The organism is Brevundimonas lutea (genome assembly GCF_003704105.1).
GTDB lineage: Bacteria > Pseudomonadota > Alphaproteobacteria > Caulobacterales > Caulobacteraceae > Brevundimonas > Brevundimonas lutea.
Window position 1 is genome coordinate 206575 of record NZ_QUOQ01000007.1, and the last position, 21132, is coordinate 227706.

19 protein-coding genes are annotated in these 21132 nt (G+C 68.3%); 6 read left to right on the plus strand and 13 right to left on the minus strand.

Annotated features, from left to right (window positions below; genetic code table 11):
- Window positions 1-36: 36 nt before the first annotated feature.
- From EES48_RS13425 to EES48_RS13435, 3 genes are all read left to right on the plus strand, one after another.
- Window positions 37-1689: a M28 family peptidase gene (locus tag EES48_RS13425; protein WP_122468166.1), complete on the plus strand. Its 1653-nt coding sequence runs from the start codon at window positions 37-39 to the stop codon at window positions 1687-1689.
- Between the two features lie 90 nt (window positions 1690-1779).
- On the plus strand, window positions 1780-3645 hold the full coding sequence (locus EES48_RS13430; protein WP_122468170.1) for a M2 family metallopeptidase: 1866 nt from the start codon (window positions 1780-1782) through the stop codon (window positions 3643-3645).
- Window positions 3646-3769: 124 nt separating this feature from the next.
- Entirely contained in the window at window positions 3770-5614 is a 1845-nt protein-coding gene (locus tag EES48_RS13435; RefSeq protein ID WP_122468175.1) for a pilus assembly protein TadG-related protein, read from the plus strand.
- A gap of 4 nt (window positions 5615-5618) precedes the next feature.
- Here the strand turns inward: EES48_RS13435 and EES48_RS13440 are convergent, their stop codons facing one another.
- The 5 genes from EES48_RS13440 to prmC form a co-directional block, all read right to left on the minus strand.
- Entirely contained in the window at window positions 5619-6035 is a 417-nt protein-coding gene (locus EES48_RS13440) for an SPFH domain-containing protein (protein WP_122468178.1), read from the minus strand.
- A gap of 56 nt (window positions 6036-6091) precedes the next feature.
- Window positions 6092-6835, minus strand: coding sequence for a DUF4893 domain-containing protein (locus EES48_RS13445; protein ID WP_122468182.1), 744 nt, complete (start codon window positions 6833-6835; stop codon window positions 6092-6094).
- A gap of 38 nt (window positions 6836-6873) precedes the next feature.
- The gene (locus EES48_RS13450) at window positions 6874-8157 is read right to left on the minus strand and encodes a sensor histidine kinase (protein WP_122468185.1); all 1284 of its coding nucleotides are present in this window, start codon (window positions 8155-8157) and stop codon (window positions 6874-6876) included.
- A gap of 74 nt (window positions 8158-8231) precedes the next feature.
- Window positions 8232-9182, minus strand: coding sequence for a DUF4167 domain-containing protein (locus EES48_RS13455; RefSeq protein ID WP_122468188.1), 951 nt, complete (start codon window positions 9180-9182; stop codon window positions 8232-8234).
- 252 nt (window positions 9183-9434) lie between these two features.
- Complete coding sequence (prmC, locus tag EES48_RS13460; protein WP_122468191.1) at window positions 9435-10328, minus strand: peptide chain release factor N(5)-glutamine methyltransferase; 894 nt, start codon at window positions 10326-10328, stop codon at window positions 9435-9437.
- Between the two features lie 95 nt (window positions 10329-10423).
- On the opposite strand from prmC, the gene EES48_RS13465 reads away from it, so the two are divergent.
- Window positions 10424-11674: a YihY/virulence factor BrkB family protein gene (locus tag EES48_RS13465; protein ID WP_122468195.1), complete on the plus strand. Its 1251-nt coding sequence runs from the start codon at window positions 10424-10426 to the stop codon at window positions 11672-11674.
- Here the strand turns inward: EES48_RS13465 and prfA are convergent.
- Complete coding sequence (prfA, locus tag EES48_RS13470) at window positions 11671-12741, minus strand: peptide chain release factor 1 (protein WP_122468198.1); 1071 nt, start codon at window positions 12739-12741, stop codon at window positions 11671-11673. The genes EES48_RS13465 and prfA overlap by 4 nt on opposite strands.
- A 122-nt stretch (window positions 12742-12863) precedes the next feature.
- Between prfA and EES48_RS13475 the strand changes: the two genes are divergently transcribed.
- Window positions 12864-13346 carry an RNA pyrophosphohydrolase gene (locus EES48_RS13475; protein ID WP_122468201.1) on the plus strand — a complete coding sequence of 161 codons (483 nt, stop codon included), beginning with the start codon at window positions 12864-12866 and terminating at the stop codon, window positions 13344-13346.
- Window positions 13347-13356: 10 nt separating this feature from the next.
- Here EES48_RS13475 and EES48_RS13480 read toward each other — a convergent pair whose 3' ends face one another.
- The 6 genes from EES48_RS13480 to EES48_RS13505 all read right to left on the minus strand — a co-directional run bounded on the left by EES48_RS13480 (window position 13357) and on the right by EES48_RS13505 (window position 19872).
- Complete coding sequence (locus tag EES48_RS13480) at window positions 13357-14418, minus strand: substrate-binding domain-containing protein (RefSeq protein WP_122468205.1); 1062 nt, start codon at window positions 14416-14418, stop codon at window positions 13357-13359.
- A 143-nt stretch (window positions 14419-14561) separates the two neighbouring features.
- Window positions 14562-15389 (minus strand): phosphonate ABC transporter, permease protein PhnE, encoded by an 828-nt coding sequence (gene phnE / locus EES48_RS13485; protein ID WP_240623366.1) that lies wholly within the window; start codon window positions 15387-15389, stop codon window positions 14562-14564.
- Window positions 15386-16396 carry a phosphate/phosphite/phosphonate ABC transporter substrate-binding protein gene (gene phnD / locus EES48_RS13490; RefSeq protein WP_122468209.1) on the minus strand — a complete coding sequence of 337 codons (1011 nt, stop codon included), beginning with the start codon at window positions 16394-16396 and terminating at the stop codon, window positions 15386-15388. Before phnD ends, phnE begins: the two co-directional genes overlap by 4 nt.
- Window positions 16393-17205 (minus strand): phosphonate ABC transporter ATP-binding protein, encoded by an 813-nt coding sequence (gene phnC, locus EES48_RS13495; RefSeq protein WP_122468213.1) that lies wholly within the window; start codon window positions 17203-17205, stop codon window positions 16393-16395. The genes phnD and phnC overlap by 4 nt, the downstream gene beginning before the upstream one ends.
- Window positions 17206-17331: 126 nt before the next feature.
- Window positions 17332-18567, minus strand: coding sequence for a DUF2254 domain-containing protein (locus tag EES48_RS13500; RefSeq protein ID WP_122468216.1), 1236 nt, complete (start codon window positions 18565-18567; stop codon window positions 17332-17334).
- Window positions 18568-18570: 3 nt separating this feature from the next.
- The gene (locus tag EES48_RS13505; RefSeq protein WP_122468220.1) at window positions 18571-19872 is read right to left on the minus strand and encodes a UDP-glucose dehydrogenase family protein; all 1302 of its coding nucleotides are present in this window, start codon (window positions 19870-19872) and stop codon (window positions 18571-18573) included.
- Window positions 19873-20000: 128 nt separating this feature from the next.
- Here EES48_RS13505 and EES48_RS13510 point away from each other — a divergent pair, with 128 nt between their 5' ends.
- Window positions 20001-20768 (plus strand): WecB/TagA/CpsF family glycosyltransferase, encoded by a 768-nt coding sequence (locus tag EES48_RS13510; RefSeq protein WP_122468223.1) that lies wholly within the window; start codon window positions 20001-20003, stop codon window positions 20766-20768.
- 125 nt (window positions 20769-20893) lie between these two features.
- Here EES48_RS13510 and EES48_RS13515 read toward each other — a convergent pair.
- Window positions 20894-21132, minus strand: a 239-nt coding sequence (locus EES48_RS13515) for an OmpA family protein (RefSeq protein WP_162997935.1), incomplete at its 5' end; no start/stop codon positions are given.

Below are 21132 nucleotides of genomic sequence, written 5' to 3' on the forward strand. Positions count from 1 at the left end.
GGCTGGTCTGAACTCTCTCTACTCGAGGCCCTCGCCATGATCCGTTTCGCCCCTCCCCTCGCCGCCTTGGCGACCCTGGCCTTGGGCGCCTGCGCCACTGTTGGTGGAGCCAGCGAGAACGGCGAGGTCAGCGCGGAACGACTGAACGCCTATGTCCGGGAACTGGCCGACGATCGGTATGGCGGGCGCGGCCCCGGCACACCGGGGGAGGAGCTGACGGTCCAGTGGATCGCTGACCAGTTCGAAACCCTGGGGCTGGAACCCGCCGGTCCGGGTGGCGCCTTCCTGCAGGATGTCCCGATCAGCCGCACGCGCCAGGATGGCCCGGCCACCATCACCGTCGCTTCCCCCGCCGGCGAGCGCACGCTGGAGCGGGGGACGCAGGTGCTGGTTTCCTCGGACCGGCCCCGCACCCGCATCACCGTGGCCGACGCGCCCGTGATCTTCGCCGGCTATGGCGTCACCGCGCCTGAGAAGAACTGGGACGACTTCAAGGGCGTGGACGTCGCGGGCAAGATCCTGCTGGTGCTGGTCAACGACCCCGACTTCGAGGTCCCCGCGGGGCATCCGACGGCCAACCTCTTCGAGGGCCAGGCCATGACCTACTATGGCCGCTGGGTTTACAAGTTCCAGGAGGCGGCGCGGCTCGGCGCGGCCGGCGTACTGGTCATCCACGAGACCGAGGCGGCCGGCTATCCCTGGTCGGTGCTGGAGAACTCCTCGACCGCGCCCAAGCTGGACATCGTGCGCGCCGACCCGGACGCCGAGCGCGTGCCGGCGCAGGGCTGGATCCAACGCGATGTCGCGGCGCGAATGCTGGCCGACGCCGGCCTGGACTACGCCGCGCTCAAGACCCGGTCCCAGAACGCCGACTTCCAGCCCGTGGAGCTGGAGGGGGTGACGATGTCGCTGGACTTCGGCCAGAGCGTCGATCGCTTCATGAGCCGCAACGTCGTCGCGCGGCTGCCCGGGACGACCCACCCGGACGAGCATGTGATGTTTGGCGCCCACTGGGACGCCTATGGCCGGGCCGCGCCCGACGACACGGGCGACGACATCTATAACGGCGCTGTCGACAACGCGACGGGCGTGGCCGGGGTGCTGGAGATGGCCCGCCTGTTCGCCGAGGCCCCGCGCACCGATCGCTCGACCATCTTCGTCGCCTGGGCCGCCGAGGAGGCGGGCCTCTTGGGCGCCTATCACTACGCCGCCAATCCGCTGGTCCCGCTGGAGACCACCGTGGCCAACTTCAACCTCGACTCGCTGTTGCCTGGGGAGACTGTCGAGCCCGAGGTCGTGGTCATCGGCTATGGGAAGAACCAGCTGGACGACTGGCTGGCCGAACAGGCGGCCGAGGTCGGCCGTCGCCTGATCCCCGACCCGGCGCCCCAGGCCGGCGCCTTCTATCGCTCCGACCATTTCCCCTTGGCGCTCAAGGGCGTGCCGGCCCTGTTCCCCGCCGCCGGCTTTACCGGCGCCTCGGCCGCCAGCCGCGACTATGTCGACAACCGCTATCACCAGCCCTCGGACGAATGGGACGCGAGCTGGACCATGGAGGCGGCTGCTCAGGACGTGCAGCTGATGTACAAAACCGGTCGCGCCCTGGCCGATAGCCGCGCCTGGCCCGAATGGAGCGAGGGCTCGGAATTCACCGCCGCACGCCAGGCCTCGGCAGACCAGCGGGACTGACCGGCGCCTTGGCTTGACCTTCGTCGGCGCCGGGGGTCAGGTGCGCGCCGAAAGACGGCGACAGCGCCGCGAACCACGAGGAAGACGTCCATGAAGCGCACCCTGCTGACCGCCGCCGCGGCCTCCGTCCTGCTGGCCGCCGGCGCCGGCGCGGCCCTGTCGCATGGCCAGGACCAGGTGGCCGCCCCCGCCGCCACGCCGACCATCACCCAGCATCCGGCCACGGCCGAGGGCGCCGCCGCCTTCGTCGCCGAGGCTGAGGAGACGCTGATGGCTCTGTCGGAATATGTCGGGCGCGTCGCCTGGGTGCGCGCCACCCACATCACCTTCGACACCATGTGGCTGGAGGCGCGCGCCAACGCCGAATACACCGAACTGCAGGTCGCCCTGGCGAATGAGGCGGCGCGCTTCAACGACGTCGAGGTTCCCGACGATGTCCGCCGCAAGCTGAACCTGATGCGCCAGTCGATCGTCCTGCCGGCGCCGAACCGCCCCGGCGCGGCGGGCGAGCTGGCCGAGATCACCACCCGGCTGGATTCGACTTACGCCACCGGCCGCTTCGAGCATCAGGGTGAGCAGATCACCTTGCAGCAGGGTGAGGAAATCCTGGCCGAGTCGCGCGACCCGGCGGTCACCAAGGCCATCTACGAGGGCTGGCGCACCGTGTCGCCGGTGATGCGCGACGACTACGCCCGCATGGTCGAGATCGCCAACGAGGGGTCGCGCGAGCTGGGTTACGCCGACACGGGCGCTCTGTGGCGCTCCGGCTATGACATGGGCCCCGACGCCTTCGCCGCCGAGACCGACCGGCTGTGGGAGCAGGTCAAACCCTTCTACGAGAACCTGCACTGCTATGTCCGGGCCGAGCTGAACGAACGCTATGGCGACGCGGTCCAGCCTGCGACCGGCCCCATCCGCGCCGATCTCCTGGGCAACATGTGGTCCCAGCAGTGGGGCAACATCTATGACGTCGTGGCCCCCTCGGACCTGCCGGAGTCCAGCTACGACCTGACCGACCTGCTGGTCCAGGCCGACTACACCCCGGTAAAGATCGCCGAGACGGCCGAAGGCTTCTACACCTCCATGGGTCTGGCCGAGCTGCCGGACACCTTCTGGGAGCGGTCGCAGATCGTGCGTCCGGAGGGTCGCGAAGTGGTCTGCCACGCCTCGGCCTGGGACATCGACAATGTCGACGACCTGCGCATCAAGATGTGCACCCGGGTCAACGCCGAAGACTTCCAGACGATGCACCACGAGCTGGGGCACAACTACTATCAGCGGGCCTATAACCAGCAGCCCTTCCTGTTCCGGAACGGGGCCAACGACGGCTTCCACGAGGCGATCGGCGATTTCGCCGCCCTGTCGGCCCAGACCCCGACCTATCTGAACCAGATCGGCCTGCTGGACACCGTGCCGGGCGACGAGGAGGACATTCCGTTCCTGCTCAAGACTGCGCTGGACAAGATCGCCTTCCTGCCCTTCGGCCTGATGGTCGATCGCTGGCGCTGGGGCGTGTTCTCGGGCGAGACGACGCCAGAGGACTACAACGACGCCTGGAACGCCAACATGCTGCGCTATCAGGGTCTGGTTCCGCCCGGACCGCGCCCGGAGAACGCCTTCGACCCCGGCGCCAAATATCACATCCCCGGAAACACGCCCTACACCCGCTACTTCCTGGCCCACATCTATCAGTTCCAGTTCCACCGCGCCGCATGCGAACAGGCCGGCTGGACTGGCCCGCTGCACCGCTGCTCGGTCTATGGGAACGAGGAGGTCGGACAGCGTTTCAACGCCATGATGGAGATGGGCCAGTCGCGGCCCTGGCCCGAGGCGATGGCGGCCTTCAGCGGCGAGCGCGAGAACGACGCCTCGGCCGTGGCCGACTATTTCGAGCCCCTGAACGCCTGGCTGACGACTCAAAATCGGGGTCGATCGTGCGGCTGGGACGCCGCCTGAGCGGGCGACATCAGGCTTGATCGTCCATTAACCGCCCTCGTGAGCGGATGATTCACCGCGCCTTGTCACACTGAGGTCAACTGCGGGGCCATGCGCCCCGCTCATGACGTGTGGCGACAGGTCGATGGCCAGGTTTCTGAGCGCAATGAACCGATTTGCGGCACGGCTGGCCCGTGCTCGCGAGGGCGCGGTCGCCATGCTCTACGCCTTGGCCTTTCCGCCCCTGCTCCTGATTACGGTCGCGGGGGTGGATATCCACCGGGCGTCGACGGTCCGCATGAACCTGCAGGACGCTCTCGATGCTGCGGCCCTGGCCGCCGCGCGCTCGTCCGCCACCACCAACGAAGGCATCACCGCGGTCGCCCTGCCGGCGTTGCGCGCCAACCTGCAAGCCTACCCCGAGATCACCCTGCGCGAGGATCTGACCGAGTTCACTTTGGACAGCAACGGCGTGGTGGTCGGAACATCCAAGGTCGATGTGGAAACCCTTCTGGCGGGGTTCATCCTGCCGCCCTACGGCCAGATCCTCGACCAGACGATCCAGGTCGGCTCGCACTCCGAGGTCAACCGCGCCTCACGCAATCTCGAGGTCGCTCTGGTCCTCGACATCACCGGGTCGATGAACAACGGCAAGATCGACCTGCTGAAGGACGCCGCCGAGGTGCTGGTCGATATCGTGGTCCAGACCCAGCAGTCGCCCTTCTATTCCAAGATGGCGGTGGTGCCGTATTCGATGGGCGTCAATCTCGACACCCACGCCGCCGCCGCGCGCGGGACGCCAACGGGTTCGGTCAACATCACCGGGGTCAGCTGGCACAGCGGGTCGATCCGCGACGTCGGCGGCGTGACCCGCGCCAACTGGGCGACTGTCACGGCCAATGGCCATGGCTTCTCGAACGGCGACAAGGTGGTGTTCTGGAACTCGTCGCGCATGGACGACCTGAACGGGCGCGTCTTCACCGTCGCCAACAGGAACAACAACAGCTTCCAACTCAGCGGCGTCAACAGCAGCAACTGGAGCAGCTTCCGCTCCAGCGACAACGTCAAGGTGGCCAAATGCTCGCGGGACGACTGCGCCCCCACCATCACCGCGTCGGGCCACGGCCTGTCCAACGGTGAGGGGGTGTATATCACCGACGTCGGCGGCTTCGCCGGGCTGAACAACCGCCCCTATGTGGTGTCCGGCGTGTCCGGCTCCACGTTCCGGATCAATACCGTGCCCCAGGGCCAGTATTCGTCGGGCGGAAAATCCTGGTGCGGTCGGTACGGTTGCACCTGGCGCGTTTTCAACAACGCCTATGGCAATCTGACCGCCTTCGAGGCTTCGAAATGCGTCAGCGAGCGCACGGGCGTCGCTGCCTACACCGACGCATCGCCCGCCAGCGCCAAGGTGGGTTTCAACTACGCCTCCTCGAACAACGCCTGCCCGACCAGCACCCTTATGCCCCTGTCCAGCGATATCGGCGCCCTCAAGAGCAAGATCGACGGGCTCCAGATCGGCGGATCGACGGCGGGGCACATCGGCGCGGCCTGGGGATGGTACGCGGTGTCGCCGAATTTCAGCAGCCTGTGGACCGGATCCTCGACCCCCGGCGCCCACGATCCCGATCGCCTGCTCAAGGCGGTGATCCTGATGACCGATGGTGAGTTCAACACCCCCTACTGCTCGGGCGTCATCGCCTGGGACGCCGGCGACGGGTCCGGCGCCTATCAGGACAAGATCAACTGCGCCGCCACCAACGGCGACGCCTTCGATCAGGCCGAGGCGCTGTGTGACGCCATGAGGGCGCAGGGCATCCTGGTCTATACAGTCGGGTTCCAGGTGCCGGCGAACGGCGCCGCGGCCAACATCATGCGGGAATGCGCCTCCAGCGCCCAGACGGCCTATCTGCCGGCCAGCGGCTCGGACCTCACCAACGCCTTCCGCGCCATCGGTCGCGACATCACCCGCCTGCGTATTTCCAAGTAACCAGCTAGTCGGCCGGCCGCTGATTGGCGATGCGCCCGGCCTCCAGAATCGGCATGCCCGCTTCGGTGGGGACGTAGATGGTCTGGCGCCCCTGCTGGCCTGCGGTTTCCTGAAGCATGTTGATGTAGCTCCAGCGCAGATAGGCTTCCGGGCCGCCCAGGCCCTCGGCCATGATCCGGTTGGCCTGATCGGCGCCGCGTGCGCGTTCGACCTCGGCCTGGGCGGTCAGCTTGGCGGAATCCAGCAGCGCCTGGGCTTCCAGCACACGGATGCGCCGGTTCTGCACCGCCTCCTCATAGGCGGCGCGTCCGGCCATCTGCTTGGAGTAGACGTTGTAGAGCGGGAAGCCGAAGAACAGCCCCGCCACCAGCACCAGAACGGCGACGCTGGTCCAGATGGTGAGTTGGGTGTTGCCCTTCATGGCGCGCTCCTTGGCTGACGAGAGCGAAGGTTGCGGGCGTCGCCGTCGCGGTCAAGTCAGCGGCTGATCTCCAGCAGCTCCAGCTTGGCTTCCTGCTTCGGCCACGGCAGCACCAAGCGCCACCGTTGATCCCCGATCCGCTCCAGAACCCCAATTTGGTCGCGTTCGGGCATCTGGCCATAACGAGGATAGCCCCGCTCGTCCGATCCCCAGGCCTGCGCGCCAATGAAGACCAACCGGCGCTCGCTGTCGGGATAAAGCAGGCCCTGGCTGCGCTGCGACCCCGTGGTCTTGGTCAGGATCAGGTCGCCGCCGACCGTCAGTTCGACCGTGCAGCGGAACCATGGGTAGGCGACATAACCCAGGCCGTCGCCGTTAATGCTGCCGATCTTGGAGGTGCGACAGCGATAGTCGCCGGGCGTCGGCTGAAGACGTCCCGGCAGGGCGGCGTTCGGGTCAACCAGGGCGCCCAGAGCCTCGACCTCGGACGCGAAGCCTTTCGCCTCGGCCTCCGCGCGCGCCATGCGCCAGGCCTGATCCAGCCGCGACAACCGTGCGGCGTCATCCGCCGTTGCTACCTCTCGCCAGTCGGAACTGCCGCCTTGCAGACCGCCGGGCTGCGCGCCCGCGGCCGGTGGCGCGTCGGGGACTGCACCGGTCGTTTCGTCGCGCATCGCGGTGGGTTCGGCGCCCACCGGGCGTTCCGGCTCAGGCGTGGTCGGGGGAGCGGAGTTCGTCGGTTCGCCCTGACAGGCGGCGAGCACGGCGGCGGCGGACAGGAGAAGGGCGTGACGGCGCATGCGATCCTCAGACTGGAACGGCCCCCGCCGTCGGCATGCTAACGGACGATCACCCGTGTCGGTTCAGTCATGACCGGCTTGAGCCGCATAAGGGCCGCGGCGAAGGCCCGGCCCTCCAGCGGCAGATCAAGCCACTCGCAGACGCCTGAGGCGCGCGTCGTCAGGGCGTCGAGGCGCGCGAGCGCGATTACCCGGATGTCGCGCGTCGAGACATCGCGATCCAGCGCGCGCCGCCCGTCCGCGGCGTCCCTGGACGTGACGAGGGTGACGATCACCGCGTCCGGCTTTAGGTCGTGCGCGAGCGCCTGTCCCTGCTCCAGCGTTTCCGCCTGATGCAGGGCGACACCCTCCACCGCCTCGCAGTGGTGACGAACCACGCCCCGGCCCACGGGGTCGGCATCGATGTGGACAAGGGTCAGGCGCGGGCGCGTCGGCGCGACCTCGGCCTCGACCGGCTCGGGCTTGGCCAGATTCAGGCGGATGGTGACGGTAGAGCCCTCGCCGAGCGCGCTGTCTATCCGGACGTCCCCGCCCATGGAGCGCGCCAGGCGTCGCGCGACCGCCAGTCCCACCCCCCGCCTGGCTCCGCCGGGATGGGCGGTGAAGGGGTCGAATAAGGCCTCGATCCGGCCCTCCTCCACGCCGCGCCCCGAATCATGGACCAGAATCGCCAGACCGTTCGACTGGCGACGCGCCTCGATCATGACCACCCCGCCCTCCCGATTATAGCGGATAGCGTTATCGAGCACGGCCGAGAGCACGCGGTCCAGTCGCTCGGCGTCCGCCCAGACCGCCATCTGGGGCTCCGGCGGCGGACTGCGCAGTTCGATCCGCCGCGCGTCGGCCCCGGAGCGATAGCGTGCGGCCACGCGGTCGATGACCACCAGCGGGTCGATCCGTCTCAGGTGCGGGGTCGGCCCGCCACAGCGGCTGAGCTGAGCCAGATCCTCGCAGGCGGCATGAGCGCGCGCGAGGCTCTCCGCCAGAATATCCAGGCGGCGGCGCTGTTGCGGGTGACCCGAGGGTGCGGCCACCAGCGCGGCGCTCATGGTCCTGGCGGCAGCCAGGGGCTCAAGCGCCGCGCGCGCTGCTCTGGCGAGCAGTTCGTCGGCCCGATCGCGAGCGGCCAAGGTTTCGGAGCGGGCGGCGGCGGCGACACCGTTGATGGCCATAAGCTCGGCGACGAGCCGATCGCGCTCGCCGGCAGACTCATCGGCCTCGCTCCGGCAGTCGCGAAGGCGCCGCGCGAGCGACAGACAGCGATAGGCCAAGCCCACTGCCCCGAACGCGGTGAAACCGAGAGCGATAAAGGCGAGAGACATGGCGACCCTCCGTCAGAAGGAAGAGACGCTATCTCGTATAGGTTGCGTTGCCGTTAAACGCTCGTAATGCGGGATCAGGCGGCTTCGGTCGGTCCGGAGTCCGCCTTGGTCGCGCGGCGACGCCGCGGCTTGGGAGCCGGGTCTTCGCTGGCCTCGCTCAAGGTCGTCGGACGCGTGAGGAACCCCGGCAGGGAGGCGCCGTCATCGGCGGGCGCCGTATCGGCATCCTCAGCTGCCTCTCGACGCGGACGGCCACGACCGCGACGCGGACGCTCCTCTGCCGCCGTATCCTGGACGGGCGGCGGTCCATCCTGGGCCCGATCAGCGTTGTCGGGCGCCTGTTCGGAACTGGCCGCGGCGTCGCCTTCATCACGCGATGCCGGTTCGCGACCGTCCCGCTCGGCCGCCTCACGCTCGAAGCGGGCCCGACGCTCTTCCTGACGCCGCTCCCAGCGCTCACGGCGGGTTTCACGACGACCGCCTTCGCCGTCGTCGCGATCCTGGCGGTCGCGGTCTTGGCGGTCGCGGTCCTGGCGGTCGTCGCCAGACCGGTCGCGCCAGCTTTCATCCGGGCGGCTATCGTTGCGCCCCTCCTGACGGGTCTCCTGACGACCCTCCTGGCCCGGCTGCTGGGCGCGCTCGGCGGCCTGCTGGGCGGCCAGGATGGCGGCGGCCTGGGCGCCGGACTCGTCCTCGAAATCGATGTCGAAGCCTTGGCTCATCGTCTCGCGCTGGGCGATGTCCTGGAAGGACTTCTGCGGCTGCAGGGCGCGCAGCACGCGGAAATAGTGCTCGGCGTGCTGGGAATAGTTCTCGGCCAGCACCCGGTCGCCCGCGGAGGCCGCGTCGCGCGCCAAGGCCTGGTACCGTTCATAGACGGTCTGGGCGTTGCCCCGGACCTTGATGTTCTCGGGGCCTTGCGAGTCCCACGACCGGTTCGGATTGGTCGCATTTGCGTTGTTGCCGCCGCCGCCGGATTTCCGGTTGCGACCGCGCTGGCGCTTCATGCCCTTGAAGTCTCGCATGGGGAGATACCGTCTTCTGGGTCCGCGCCCATCGGGCCGGCCGTGTCGAAATGTGCGTTCGAAAGGTTCCAGCGTCGCGGAGACCATCCCCGCCCTCGGTGGAAGCCGCCCCGACCGAGACGCCCCTGGATCAGGGACGTGACGCGGTCTCCAGCCACACAGCGCGCATGACCGATCGGGTCGCGGGCGATGCAGGATGAAGGGAAGCGACGTCGTGCTTAGCGCGAGCGGGCGACAATTCCAAGGGGTTTGTCAGGATGGCCGCGGCGTGGTGCGGGGGTCCGGGCCGTTGGTGACGACGCGGTCGCGGTCGGCGAGGTCACGCACGATCTTCGCTCCCGGCAGGCCGGCCTCGTCGAACAGGGCCTTCACCGCCTCGCCCTGATCGTGGCCGATCTCGATGGCGTAGATGCCGCCCGGCTTGAGGATGCGCAGGATTTCCGGGGCCAGGGCGCGATAGGCGTCCAGCCCGTCCTCGCCGCCGTCCAGCGCCAGATGCGGATCGTGGTCGCGCACCTCAGGATCAAGGCCGGGGATGTCGCCGGACGGAATGTAAGGCGGGTTGGACAGCACGAGATCAAAGCTGTGATCGGCCAGCCCGGCCGCCCACTCCGTGCGCAAGAAAGTGGTGCGCCCATTGAGGTCCAGGTTCGCCGCGTTCTCCCGCGCCACGGCGATCGCCTCGGACGAGACGTCGGTGCCCAGCCCCCTGGCCGCCGGCCGCTCGGCCAGCAGCGCCAGCAGGATCGCGCCCGAGCCCACGCCCAGATCGATCACATTGAAGGCCTCGCTCGGCGGGAAGGCGAGCAAGGACACGTCCAGCAGGGTCTCGGTGTCCGGCCGAGGGCTCAGCACGTCCGGCGTGACATTCAGCAGGATTTTCCAGAAGGCCTTACGGCCCAGGATGCGCGAAACCGGCTCGCGGCGCAGACGGCGCTCGACGTAGCCGTCCAGCGTTGCCTGCTGCTCGGGCGTTACCGGCCGATAGGGGTCGGTCAGGATGTCGGTGCGGGTCGCGCCGGACGCCGCCTCCAGCAAGAGGCGGGCGTCGATGGCCGGGCTGTCGATGCGGCCGTCCTTCAAACGCTTGTGGGCACCCTTCCAGGCGGTGAGAATGGTCGGTCCGGTCGGGGAAGCGTCGGTCATGGGGGAGGCTCCTAGCGCGCCGGAGAAGCGGGCGACAAGCGGCGGGTGCGTGGCGAGCCGGGGAACGTCCGGGCCGTCGGTTTCGTTCGGAGCGGATGCGCCGCAGCCCCTCCCCCGACGCCCGCCGCCTGGTCTCGACGATCGGCAAGTATGGCGCGGCGATCTTTGGAGGACTGGCCGCCGGCGCCGCCTCGGCGCACCTGCTGCACACGCGCGGCGCCGGGGTGCGGGATCGGATCAGCGACCGCACCGGCGTTGATCTGGCGCCTGAACCGGCCATACCGCCCAAGATGGCGATTGAGGACTACGATGTCCGGGAGCCAGGCCGCGGCCGCCTGGCCCAGCGCCCCGAGCACATTCCTCGCAAGGGCTGGGTCGATATCCTATGGCGGCTGGGCGGGGCTTACTTCGGGGACCGGGTGGGGTTCGTGGCCGGCGGGGTGACCTTCTTCATTCTGCTGTCTCTGTTTCCGACGCTCGGCGCCTTCGTCACCATCTACGGCCTGTTCGCCGACCCGTCCCAAGCGTGGGAGCGGATCGCCTTCCTCTATTCCGTGCTGCCTGAAAACGTGGCCAGCTTCCTGGGCGGGGAAATGCAGCGCCTGGCGACAGGATCGAAGGGCCAACTAACCTTCACCCTGATCTGGACCCTGGCCCTATCGCTGTGGACCGCCAACAACGGCATCAAGACCCTGTTTTACGGCCTGAATCTTGCCTACCATGAGGTGGAGAAGCGCAATATCGTCACCTACAACCTGCTGGGTTTCGCCTTCACCCTGACCGGCTTGGCGGCGGTTCTGCTCAGCGCCGCCCTGGTCGTGGGCGTTCCCGTGGTGCTGGCGGTGTTTGGGTTGGAAGACGAGTGGGCCTATCTGGCGCCGTTGCGCTGGCCGCTGCTGTTCACCGGCTATGTGGCCGCCCTTACGGTAATCTATCGCTTTGGGCCCTGCCGACAGAAGGCGCGTTGGCGGTGGCTGACCCCGGGAGCGCTGCTGGCCGCGACGCTGAGCGTGCTCGTCTCCTTCGTCTTCAGCTGGTACCTGACCACCTTCGTGCGACTGGACAGCTATGGACCACTCGCCACCGCCATGGGTTTCCTGATCTGGACCTGGCTGTCGGTGCAGATCATCCTGATCGGGGCCAAGTTCAACGCCGAGATCGAACACCAGACGGCGATCGACACCACCACCGGCGATCCGGCCCCGCTGGGCGATCGCGGCGCCATCATGGCTGACACCGTGGGGCCGCGGCGCGGCAATCCGGCGGCGCTGGCCTTCACCCTCAAGCACGCCGAGGCCATGGCCGACCGGGTCATGCAGCGAAAGGCCAAGCGCGGCGAGGGCTAGCCTAGTTCGGCCTCAAGGTCGGCCAGACGGGCGGCCTGGTCCTCGGCGATCAGCGGCTCGATCACCTCGTCGAGGGCGTCGCCGGCCACAATCCGGGCGAGGTTGTATAGGGTCAGATTGATGCGGTGATCCGTCACCCGCCCTTGCGGGAAGTTGTAGGTGCGGATGCGCTCTGACCGGTCGCCCGAACCGACCTGGCTCTTCCTCGAATCCGAGCGGGCCTTGTCCTTCTCCTGACGCTGCATGTCATAGAGCCGGGCCTTGAGGTTGATCATCGCCTTGCGCCGGTTCTCGTGCTGGCTCTTCTCCGACGAGGTGGCGACAAGGCCGGTCGGCAGGTGGGTGATGCGCACGGCCGAATCCGTCTTGTTGACGTGCTGTCCGCCAGAGCCGGACGCGCGGTAGGTGTCGATGCGGATGTCCTTGTCCTCGATGACGATATCGACGTCCTCGGCTTCTGGCAGCACCGCGACGGTGGCGGCCGAGGTGTGGATGCGTCCCTGGGCCTCCGTTTCGGGCACCCGTTGCACCCGGTGGACGCCCCTCTCGAATTTCATGCGGCCGAAGACGCCATCGCCGGTGATCGAGGCGATGATCTCCTTGTACCCGCCCATCTCGCCTTCGGAGACGCTGTCGACCTCGACCCGCCAGCCCTGCAACGAGGCGTAGCGGGCGTACATGCGGAACAGGTCGCCGGCGAACAGGGCCGCCTCGTCGCCGCCCGTTCCCGCCCGCACTTCCAGAATGGCCGAAGCCTTCTCATCGGCGTCACGGGGCGCGAGCAGCAAGGCGACGGAGCGCTCCAGATCCGGCAGCCCCTCCTCCTTCTGGGCCAGTTCTTCCGCCGCCAGGGCGCCCATCTCCGGGTCGTCAGCCAGGAGCCTGAGATCCTCGACCTCGGCGCGCGCGCGGCTCAGCGCCTCGACGGCGTCCGCCACCGGCTTGAGTTCGGCGTGCTCCTTGCCCAGGCGCACGATCTCGGCGCCTTCCGTGGCCGCGCCCATTCGCGCCTCCACCTCGTGGAAGCGGTCGAGCACCTGATCAAGCCGGGCCTGGGGCAGTCGCAAAGGGGACATATCTCGCCGAGGGTGGGCGCGCTCTCTACCCCGAAGCCGGGCCGGCTGTCGAACCGTCGAAGGGCGCGCGACAGGCTGCTAGAGAAAGGGGCCGCCGCATAGGGACCGCTCCATTGGCCTCATCGCCCCACGACGACCTGCCCCTGCATCGCCCCAACGTAGGCGTGGTGCTGTTCCATCCCGATGGCCGGGTCTGGTACGGCCGACGCGCGGGCCACGCTGACGCCTGGCAGTTCCCTCAGGGCGGTGTCGACGACGGGGAGGATCTGGAGACGGCCGCCCGGCGTGAACTGGCCGAGGAGACCGGCGTCGTGTCGGTCGAGCCGCTGGCCCGGACGGAGGGCTGGATCGCTTACGACTTTCCGCCCGAGGCTTCGGGCTCGAAGATCGCGCGCGGCTGGAAAGGCCAGAAGCAGGCCTGGTTCGCCTATCGCTTCACCGGCGACGAGTCAGAGATCGACCTCGGGGCCCAGGGCGAGCCCGAGTTCGACGCCTGGCGCTGGGGGCGTCTGGAAGACGCGCCCCAACTGATCGTGCCCTTCAAGCGAGAGGCCTATCAGGCGGTCGTGCGGGCCTTCGCCCATCTGGCCGCCTGACGGTCGGGCGTCACTCGGCCGGGCGAGCCATCGCCGTGCCGGCCTCGACCTTGGCGCGCTCGGCGGCGACACCGTCGGCCGACAGCGGCACCAGGCCGCGATCCTGCAGATAGCCGCCCGAGCCGGCCGAGGCGTCCGACAGGAACTCCTGCAAGAACTCGTTGAGGCCCGGCGTCACGCCGATGTGGGCCTTCTTGACATAGATGAACAGGCTCCGGGCCAGCGGATAGCTGCCGTCCGAGATGGTCTCGAAACTGGGCGACACGCCGTTGATGGAGGCGGCCTTCACGGAGTCGAGGTTCTGTTCGAGGAAGGAGTAGCCGAACACACCCAGCGAACCGGGGGTGCGGGTCAGGGTCTGGACCATGGCGTTGTCGTTCTCGCCGGCGTCGATCCATGCGTTATCTTCACGCAGGGTGTGGGCCAGGGCCTCGAAGCGGTCCTCGTCGGAGGTCTCGATGGCGGCGGCGGCCGGCACGGCCTGGGCGCCCGGGGTCATGCCCAGTTCCAGAAAGGCGTCGCGGGTGCCCGAGGTGGTCGGCGGGCCATAAACCTGGATGCGCTGATCGGGCAGGGCCGGATTGACCTGGGCCCAGGTGGTGTTGGGATTGGCGACCAGCTGGCCGTCGGCGCCGGGGACCTCCTTGGCCAGGCCGAGATAGAGGTCCTGGATCCGGAAGTCGAAGTCGCCGCCGTCGCGGGCGGTGGCCACGACGATGCCGTCATAGCCGATCTGGATCTCGATGATGTCGGTGACGCCGTTCTCGGCGCACAGGTCGAACTCCGAGGCCTTCATCGGCCGCGAGGCGTTGGCGATGTCCGGGGTCGCGGGGCCGACGCCCGAGCAGAAGGCCTGGATGCCGCCGCCGGTGCCGAGGCTCTCGACCCGGGGGGCCGCGCCGCCCGAGGTGCGCTGGAAGTTCTCGGCCACGCGTGAGGTGAAGGGAAACACAGTTGAGGAGCCGGCGGCCCAGATGGCGTCGCGCGGGCCCTGGCCGCCACCGCCGGCTTGGGGGCCGCAGGCGGCCAGAAGAGCGGTCGCCGCAACGGCGAGGATCAGCGGGGTCTTCATGGGTCGATCTCCAGCCCGAAGGACCGCACGACAGGCGCGGCGCCGGCTCCCCGCCGGTTAGCAACCGGCCATGACGCGAGAGCGACGGCTTTATGACGGATTGATTACGGCCGGGCGAGCCCGGCCGTAATCGACGACGAGAGTCAGAGCAGACGCTTGCGGATGGCCTGGGACAGCATGTCGATCAGGGTCACCGCCACGACGATGACGATGGCAATGGCCGAAACCTGGCCGTAGTCGAAGGCCTGGATGTTCTCGAACAGCAGCTGGCCGATGCCGCCCGCGCCGATCAGGCCCAGAACGGTGGCCGCGCGGCTGTTGGACTCGAACCGATAAAGGGCGAAGGACGTCCACAACGGGGCCACCTGGGGGATCACCCCCCAGACGATCTCGTGCAGGCGCTGGGCGCCGGTGGCGCGCACACCCTCGACCGGCCCGTGGTCGATCGATTCGACGGCTTCGGAAAACAGCTTGGCCAGAACGCCGCCGGTATTGAGCGTCAGGGCCAGCACGCCCGCGAGCGGCCCCAGACCCACGGCGACGATGAAGATGGTGGCCATGACCAGATCGGGCACCGAGCGCAGCAGGTCCATCAGACGGCGCACCGGCCAGACGATCCAGTTGGGCGCGATGTTGCGCGCGGCCAGCAACCCCAGGGGAATGCCCAGGAAGACCGCCAGGAAGGTGCCCCACAGCGCGATCTGGATGGTCAGCCACATCTGCTCGATCAGCCGGCCGATGTCCGAGAAGTCCGGCCGCAGCAGATCGCGGCCATAGATGCGGATGTTTTCGGTGTTGGTGAACAGATAGCCGAAGCGATCCATGTCGACCGGGCCGAAGCTGATGATCAGCACCAGCGCCAGGCCGCCCCACAACAGGACGTCCATGGCCCAGGCGGCCATCGACTTCTGCGGCGGCGCGGGGACGGCCCCCGGCGACGCCGCGGCAGGCTTGAGGGCGACGTCGCTCAAGGCTGGACCTCGCGACGCGCGCGCAGTTCGGCCAGCTGGGTCTGGATGGCGGCGACCTCTGCCTGATCACCCTCGTTGCGCGCCTCGCGCAGGGCCTGGTCCAGGCGCATCTCGCGGATGGGATCCAGATAGGAGGCGTCGGCCGGGTTGAAGCCGGAATAGTTCAGCCCCGCCAGCACCGTGCGCTGGCGCTCGGCCTCGGCGCCCTCGCCGCGGCCATAGGTCAGGAAGAAGCTGCGGATGCGCTCCTTCAGCGCCGGGTCCAGATCGCCGCGCACCACGATGGCGGACTCCGGGATCGGCGGCGATTCCCAGATCTGCTCGATCTGGCTGGCCACCTGCGGGTTCTGGCGGGTCAGGAACACGGTGTTGACCGAATTGGAGGTGGCCACGTCCAGCACGCCGGTGGCGATGGAGAAGGAGTTGGCCTGGTGGTTGGCCGAGCGAACGGTGCGGAAACAGTCGGTCGGATTGATGTTGCGCGGGCCGAACAGGAAGGTCATGGGCGCCAGGGTGCCCGAAGTCGATTGGGCGTCGCCGAGACCAAAGTCGTACTGCTTGCCGCAGGCCAGGACGTCGTCGAGGGTGATCCCCGAACCGCGCCGAACGATCAGGGTCGAGGTATAGGAATCCTTGCCCTCGCTATCGACCGTGCGCGCGACGATTTCGCCTTGCGACCGCTCGACCGCTTGCAGCGCCGGCAGGGCCGAGAACCAGCCGACCTGGATCTGGTTGAAGCGCATGCCCTCGATCAGGCCATTGTAATTGGTGGCGAAGTTGGGCGCGACCTCGACGCCGATCTCCTCGGACATGTCGTCGAGCAGGGGCTGCCACAGCGGCCCGGACGCCGCCTGGTTCTCGGCCGACAGGATGGAGAAGACGATGCGGTCCGGCTGGCCGGCCTTGTCGGCCGATCCGCCGTCGCCGCAGGCGGCCAGGCCCAGGGCGAAGGTCGCGGCCACGGCGCCGGCGATCAGACGGGAAGCGGTTCTGCGGGTGGAGATCATGCCTTTGCGCCCTCTTCCCAGAAGGCGTCCTCGAATTCGGGGCCGTAGATGCCGATCAGGGTCTCGGAATCCAGACCGGACGAAGGTCCGTCATACACCACCTTGCCGGCCTGGAGCGCGATGACGCGCTTGCAGTAGCGGATGGCGTAATCAACCTGGTGCAGGGTGACGATCACCCCCAGGCCGTCGCGCTGGTTCAGCTCGACCAGCAGTTCCATGACCTTGCGGGCCGAGACCGGATCGAGCGAGGCCACCGGCTCGTCGGCCAGGATGGCTTGGGCGCCCTGAACGATGGCGCGGGCGATGGCGCCGCGCTGCTGCTGGCCGCCCGACAGGGTGTTGGCGCGCTGCGAGGCGTAGTCGGCGACGCCCACCCGGTGCAGCGCCGCCATGGCGCGCTCCTTGTCAGCGCGCGGCCACATGCCCAGGAAGCCCTGCCAGCCGGGAATACGGCCAAGCGCGCCCAGCATGACGTTGGAGAACAGGCTCAGCCGCCCGACCAGGTTGAACTGCTGGAAGATGAAGCCGAGCTTGGCGCGAGACCGACGCACATTGCGGCTGGTCCGGCCGTCCGACTGAACCGTCTCGCCGAAGATGGCGATCGTGCCCTTGCCCGCATCGATGGGGATCAGACCGGTGATCGAACGCAGCAGAGTGGACTTGCCGGAGCCGGACGGCCCGATCAGGGCGACCATCTCGCCCTGGGCGACGCTGACCGACACTCCGTCCAGCGCCTTGCGCTTGCCGTAGGTCTTGGACACGTCGCGGACCTGAACGAGGCCGGAGGCGGCGGCGTTGGGGGTCGTCATGAACTCGTCGGGGGTGACGGCCGGTCAGGCCGGAAAGGGATCGATGATGGCGGGGCGATCTGACGGCTTAATGACACGATGGCCCCGCGCGCGTCCAGAGCGCCGACCGGCGGCTCCGTGTCGCGCTCAGCGGGCCGTGTCGAGACAGGCTTCGCAGACCGTTTTCCAGCGCGGCTCCATAGAGGACTGGAGCACGCGCGCCAAGGTCTCGTCGGCGAGAACCGATGCGGCCTGGGCCAAGTCGCGATCGGGGCTGTCGGCCAGCACGGTCAATGCCCTGAGGAGAGGTTCGGCCAGCACCGGATCGGAGGCGCCGTACCGCGACGCGGGACCGAACACGTCGTCGATCAGCCCCTGAGGGTCGAGGCCAGGCGCGAGAACCCGAGCGCAGCGCGCGTGATCCGGCAGTTCGCGGTCGGCCCAGGCCTGCAACAGCCTCAGGCCGGCCCCCACAGTCGACGCGGCGGTGGCCGGATCGTTCACGGCCGGCGACAGGGCGCGGGCGGCGATCTCACCCAACACGGCCAGACCATATCGGGGATCCTGGTCGAAACTGCGGTTGGGGCTCACGGTGAAGGCGGCCGCGAACGGCTCGATCGCCTCGACGCGGCCCGTCGCCACGGCCAGCAGATCGTTCTTGGCGACGAACCGGCCCGGCGTGCACAGCACCACCACCTCGCCTCCAGCCTCTGCGGCGGCCGCCTCCAGTGAGGCGACATCGACATTGAGCACATGCCCGGCGCGCCGAGCCCGAATCTCCGCGCCTGCCGGAGGGGCGCCGCCCTCCCATCGACGACCGCCCAGCCAAGGCGACGTGATGCGCGCTTCGAAGGCGTCCTTGCTGAGGGATTCGACCCGGTCGACCATGTAGCTGAGCCGCGCCAGTCGCCCGAGGTGGCCGATCCATGTCACCAGGGCCAGCGCCACCAGCCCGATCATGACCAGGGTGGCCAAGTAGATGATCGCCCGTCCCTCTGCGCCGTAATAGGAGGCCTCGACCGCCACCAGGGCGACGATCGAGAACAGGAAGCCGCCAACGAAGGTGGCCAGGGCGTTCTGGGTCTGGGGATCGTCGGTAACGATGGCGGCCACGCGCGGCGTCACGCTGGAGGACACCGCCGTATAGCTGGACACCATCGCCCCGATGGAAAAGGTCGCCACCGCCAAGAGGCTGGAGGCGAGGATGCGCAGCAAACCCTCGACGGTGTCATAGCCGCCGATGCGCTCGGCCATCTCGTCGGGCACCAGCGGCGCCAGCACCACGGCGGCGAGGGCCGCGACTATGCCAAGGCCGGCATAGACCGAAACCCGAAACCACAGTGTTCGCGTGATGACCCGCCACCAGAACCGCCAGCGGGACACGCCTCAGCCTCTCCCTATGGAGGCGTAGGTAAAGCCGCGCACCCGCACGTCCTCCGGGCGATAGACGTTGCGCAGGTCGATCATCAGCGGCCGGCTCATCAGCATCTTGACCCGGTCCAGATCCAGGGCGCGGAACTGGTCCCACTCGGTCAGGATAACCACGGCGTCGGCGCCCTGAACCGCGTCATACGGACCGTCGCGGAACTCCACGCCGCTCATCAACCGCGCGGCCTCCTCCATGCCCTCGGGATCGTAGGCCTGGACCCGCGCGCCCATGGCGATCAGCGCGGGCGCCATGTCCAGCGAGGGTGCGTCGCGCATGTCGTCGGTGTTCGGCTTGAAGGTCAGCCCCAGCAGCGCCACCGTCTTGCCATTCAGGTCGCCGGTCATGGCCGAGACCCGTCCGGCCATCGACTTCTTGCGATTGGCGTTGGACTCGACCGTGGCCTCGATCAGCGAGATCGGCGCCCCCGCCTCCTGGGCGGTTCGGGTCAAAGCCAGGGTGTCCTTGAGGAAGCAGGACCCGCCATAACCGGGGCCGGCCATCAGGAACCTGGGGCCGATCCGCTTGTCCAGACCGATGCCGTAGGCGACCTGCTGCACGTCGGCCCCGACCTTCTCGCACAGGTCGGCGACCTCGTTGATGAAGGCGATCTTCATCGCCAGGAAGCCGTTGGCGGCGTATTTGATTAGTTCCGACGTGCGCCGGCCGACCATCACGATCGGCGTCGCCGTCACGTCCAGCGGGCGATAGAGATCCGCCATCACCTGACGCGCGCGATCGTCCTCCACGCCGATCACCACCCGATCCGGCCGCTTGAAGTCGTCGATGGCGGCGCCTTCCCTCAAGAACTCGGGGTTGGACACCACCGCGAAGTCGGCCTCGGGGTTGGTCTCGCGGATCAGACCCTCGACCACGTCGCCGGTGCCGACCGGTACGGTGGATTTGTTGACCACCACGGTGAAGTCCCTGAGCAGCGGCGCGATCTCGCGCGCCACGGCATGGACGTAGGACAGGTCGGCGTGGCCGTCCTCTTCCCGGGTCGGGGTTCCCACGGCGATGAAGACCGCGTCGCAATCGCCGACGACCTCGGCCGGGTCGGTCGAGAACGACAATCGGCCGCCCTTCACATTGGCCTGGACCAGCTCTTCCAGCCCGGGCTCGAAGATCGGGATTTCGCCAGCCTTGAGGCGGGCGATCTTGTCCTGATCCTTGTCGACGCAGACGACGCTGTGGCCGAAGTCCGCCAGACAGGCTCCGGACACCAGTCCGACATAGCCCGTTCCGATCATCGCCACCCGCATGCGCGCATCGCCTCCTGGTTGATGCTGGCTCGTCTAGCCGCCCGTCACCGCAAAGGCCAGCCGTGGCGGGCGAACGTTAACCCTGCCGTTGAACCGGATCGCAATCGCCGCGCGCCAGAGTGCGGGTCATGGACGCGCCCCAACGCCTCCGCCTCCTGGGAGGCGAGGTCGACCTGATGAGCCAGGATCAGCTGTTCGACAGGTTCGAGCGGGCGATTTCGAATGCGCGGTCGGGCGGCGCCGCCACCATCGTGGCCAATCACAACCTGCACAGCCTCAAGCTGATCGCGCACGACCGAGAGATGGCGCGTTTCTACGCTCGGGCCGAGGCCGTTCAGATCGATTCGATGCCGCTGGTGGCGTGGGGACGGTTGCTGGGACGGCCGACGGAGCCCGCCCATCGCCACACCTATCTCGACTGGCGCGACCGTTTCTGGCGCAGCGCGGCGGGGAAGGGATGGCGAGTGTTTCACCTCGGCTGCGCGCCGGGGGTCGGAGAGGCGGCGCTCGACGCCGTGCGAACGCGTCATCCCGGCGTCGAGGCGACATCGCATCATGGCTTCTTCAATTCCGAGGGAGAAGAGAACGCGGCCGTGGTGCACGCCATCACCGAGGCGCGTCCGGACATTCTGATGGTCGGCATGGGAATGCCGCGCCAGGAGCGATGGATCCTCGACAACCTCGACGTCCTGCCGCCCTGTCTGATCCTGCCGATCGGCGGCGCGCTCGCCTATGAGGCTGGCGTGGTGAGCACGGCGCCGCGCTGGACGGGACGTCTCGGCGTCGAATGGCTCTGGCGCTTCGCCACCGAGCCCCACCGGCTGTTCCACCGCTATTTCATCGAGCCCTGGGCCTTGGCGCCCCAGGCCCTGGCCGATCTGCGCCGACGCGCCTGACTGCGGCGATCCGGATGCGAAAAGGCCCGCCGGGCTGAGCCTGGCGGGCCTTTCCTTGATCGTTCCGTCGCCATCGACGTCCGACCGGGGTCGGGAGGGGCGGTGAGCCCCTCCCTAAAGCCGGATCAGAAGTTGATGTTGATGGTGGCGCGACGGTTCAGCGGCTCGCGAACGCCATCGGCGGTCGGACGGGCCAGCTGGGTTTCGCCACGGCCTTCCAGCGAGATCACGCCGCCGTTCACACCTTGCGAGACCAGCGCGTCGGCCACGGTGCGGGCGCGACGGTTGGACAGGCCGATGTTGTACTGGGCGTTACCCGAGGTGTCGGCGTGACCGACGACCAGGATGCGGGTCGGCGAGCCGG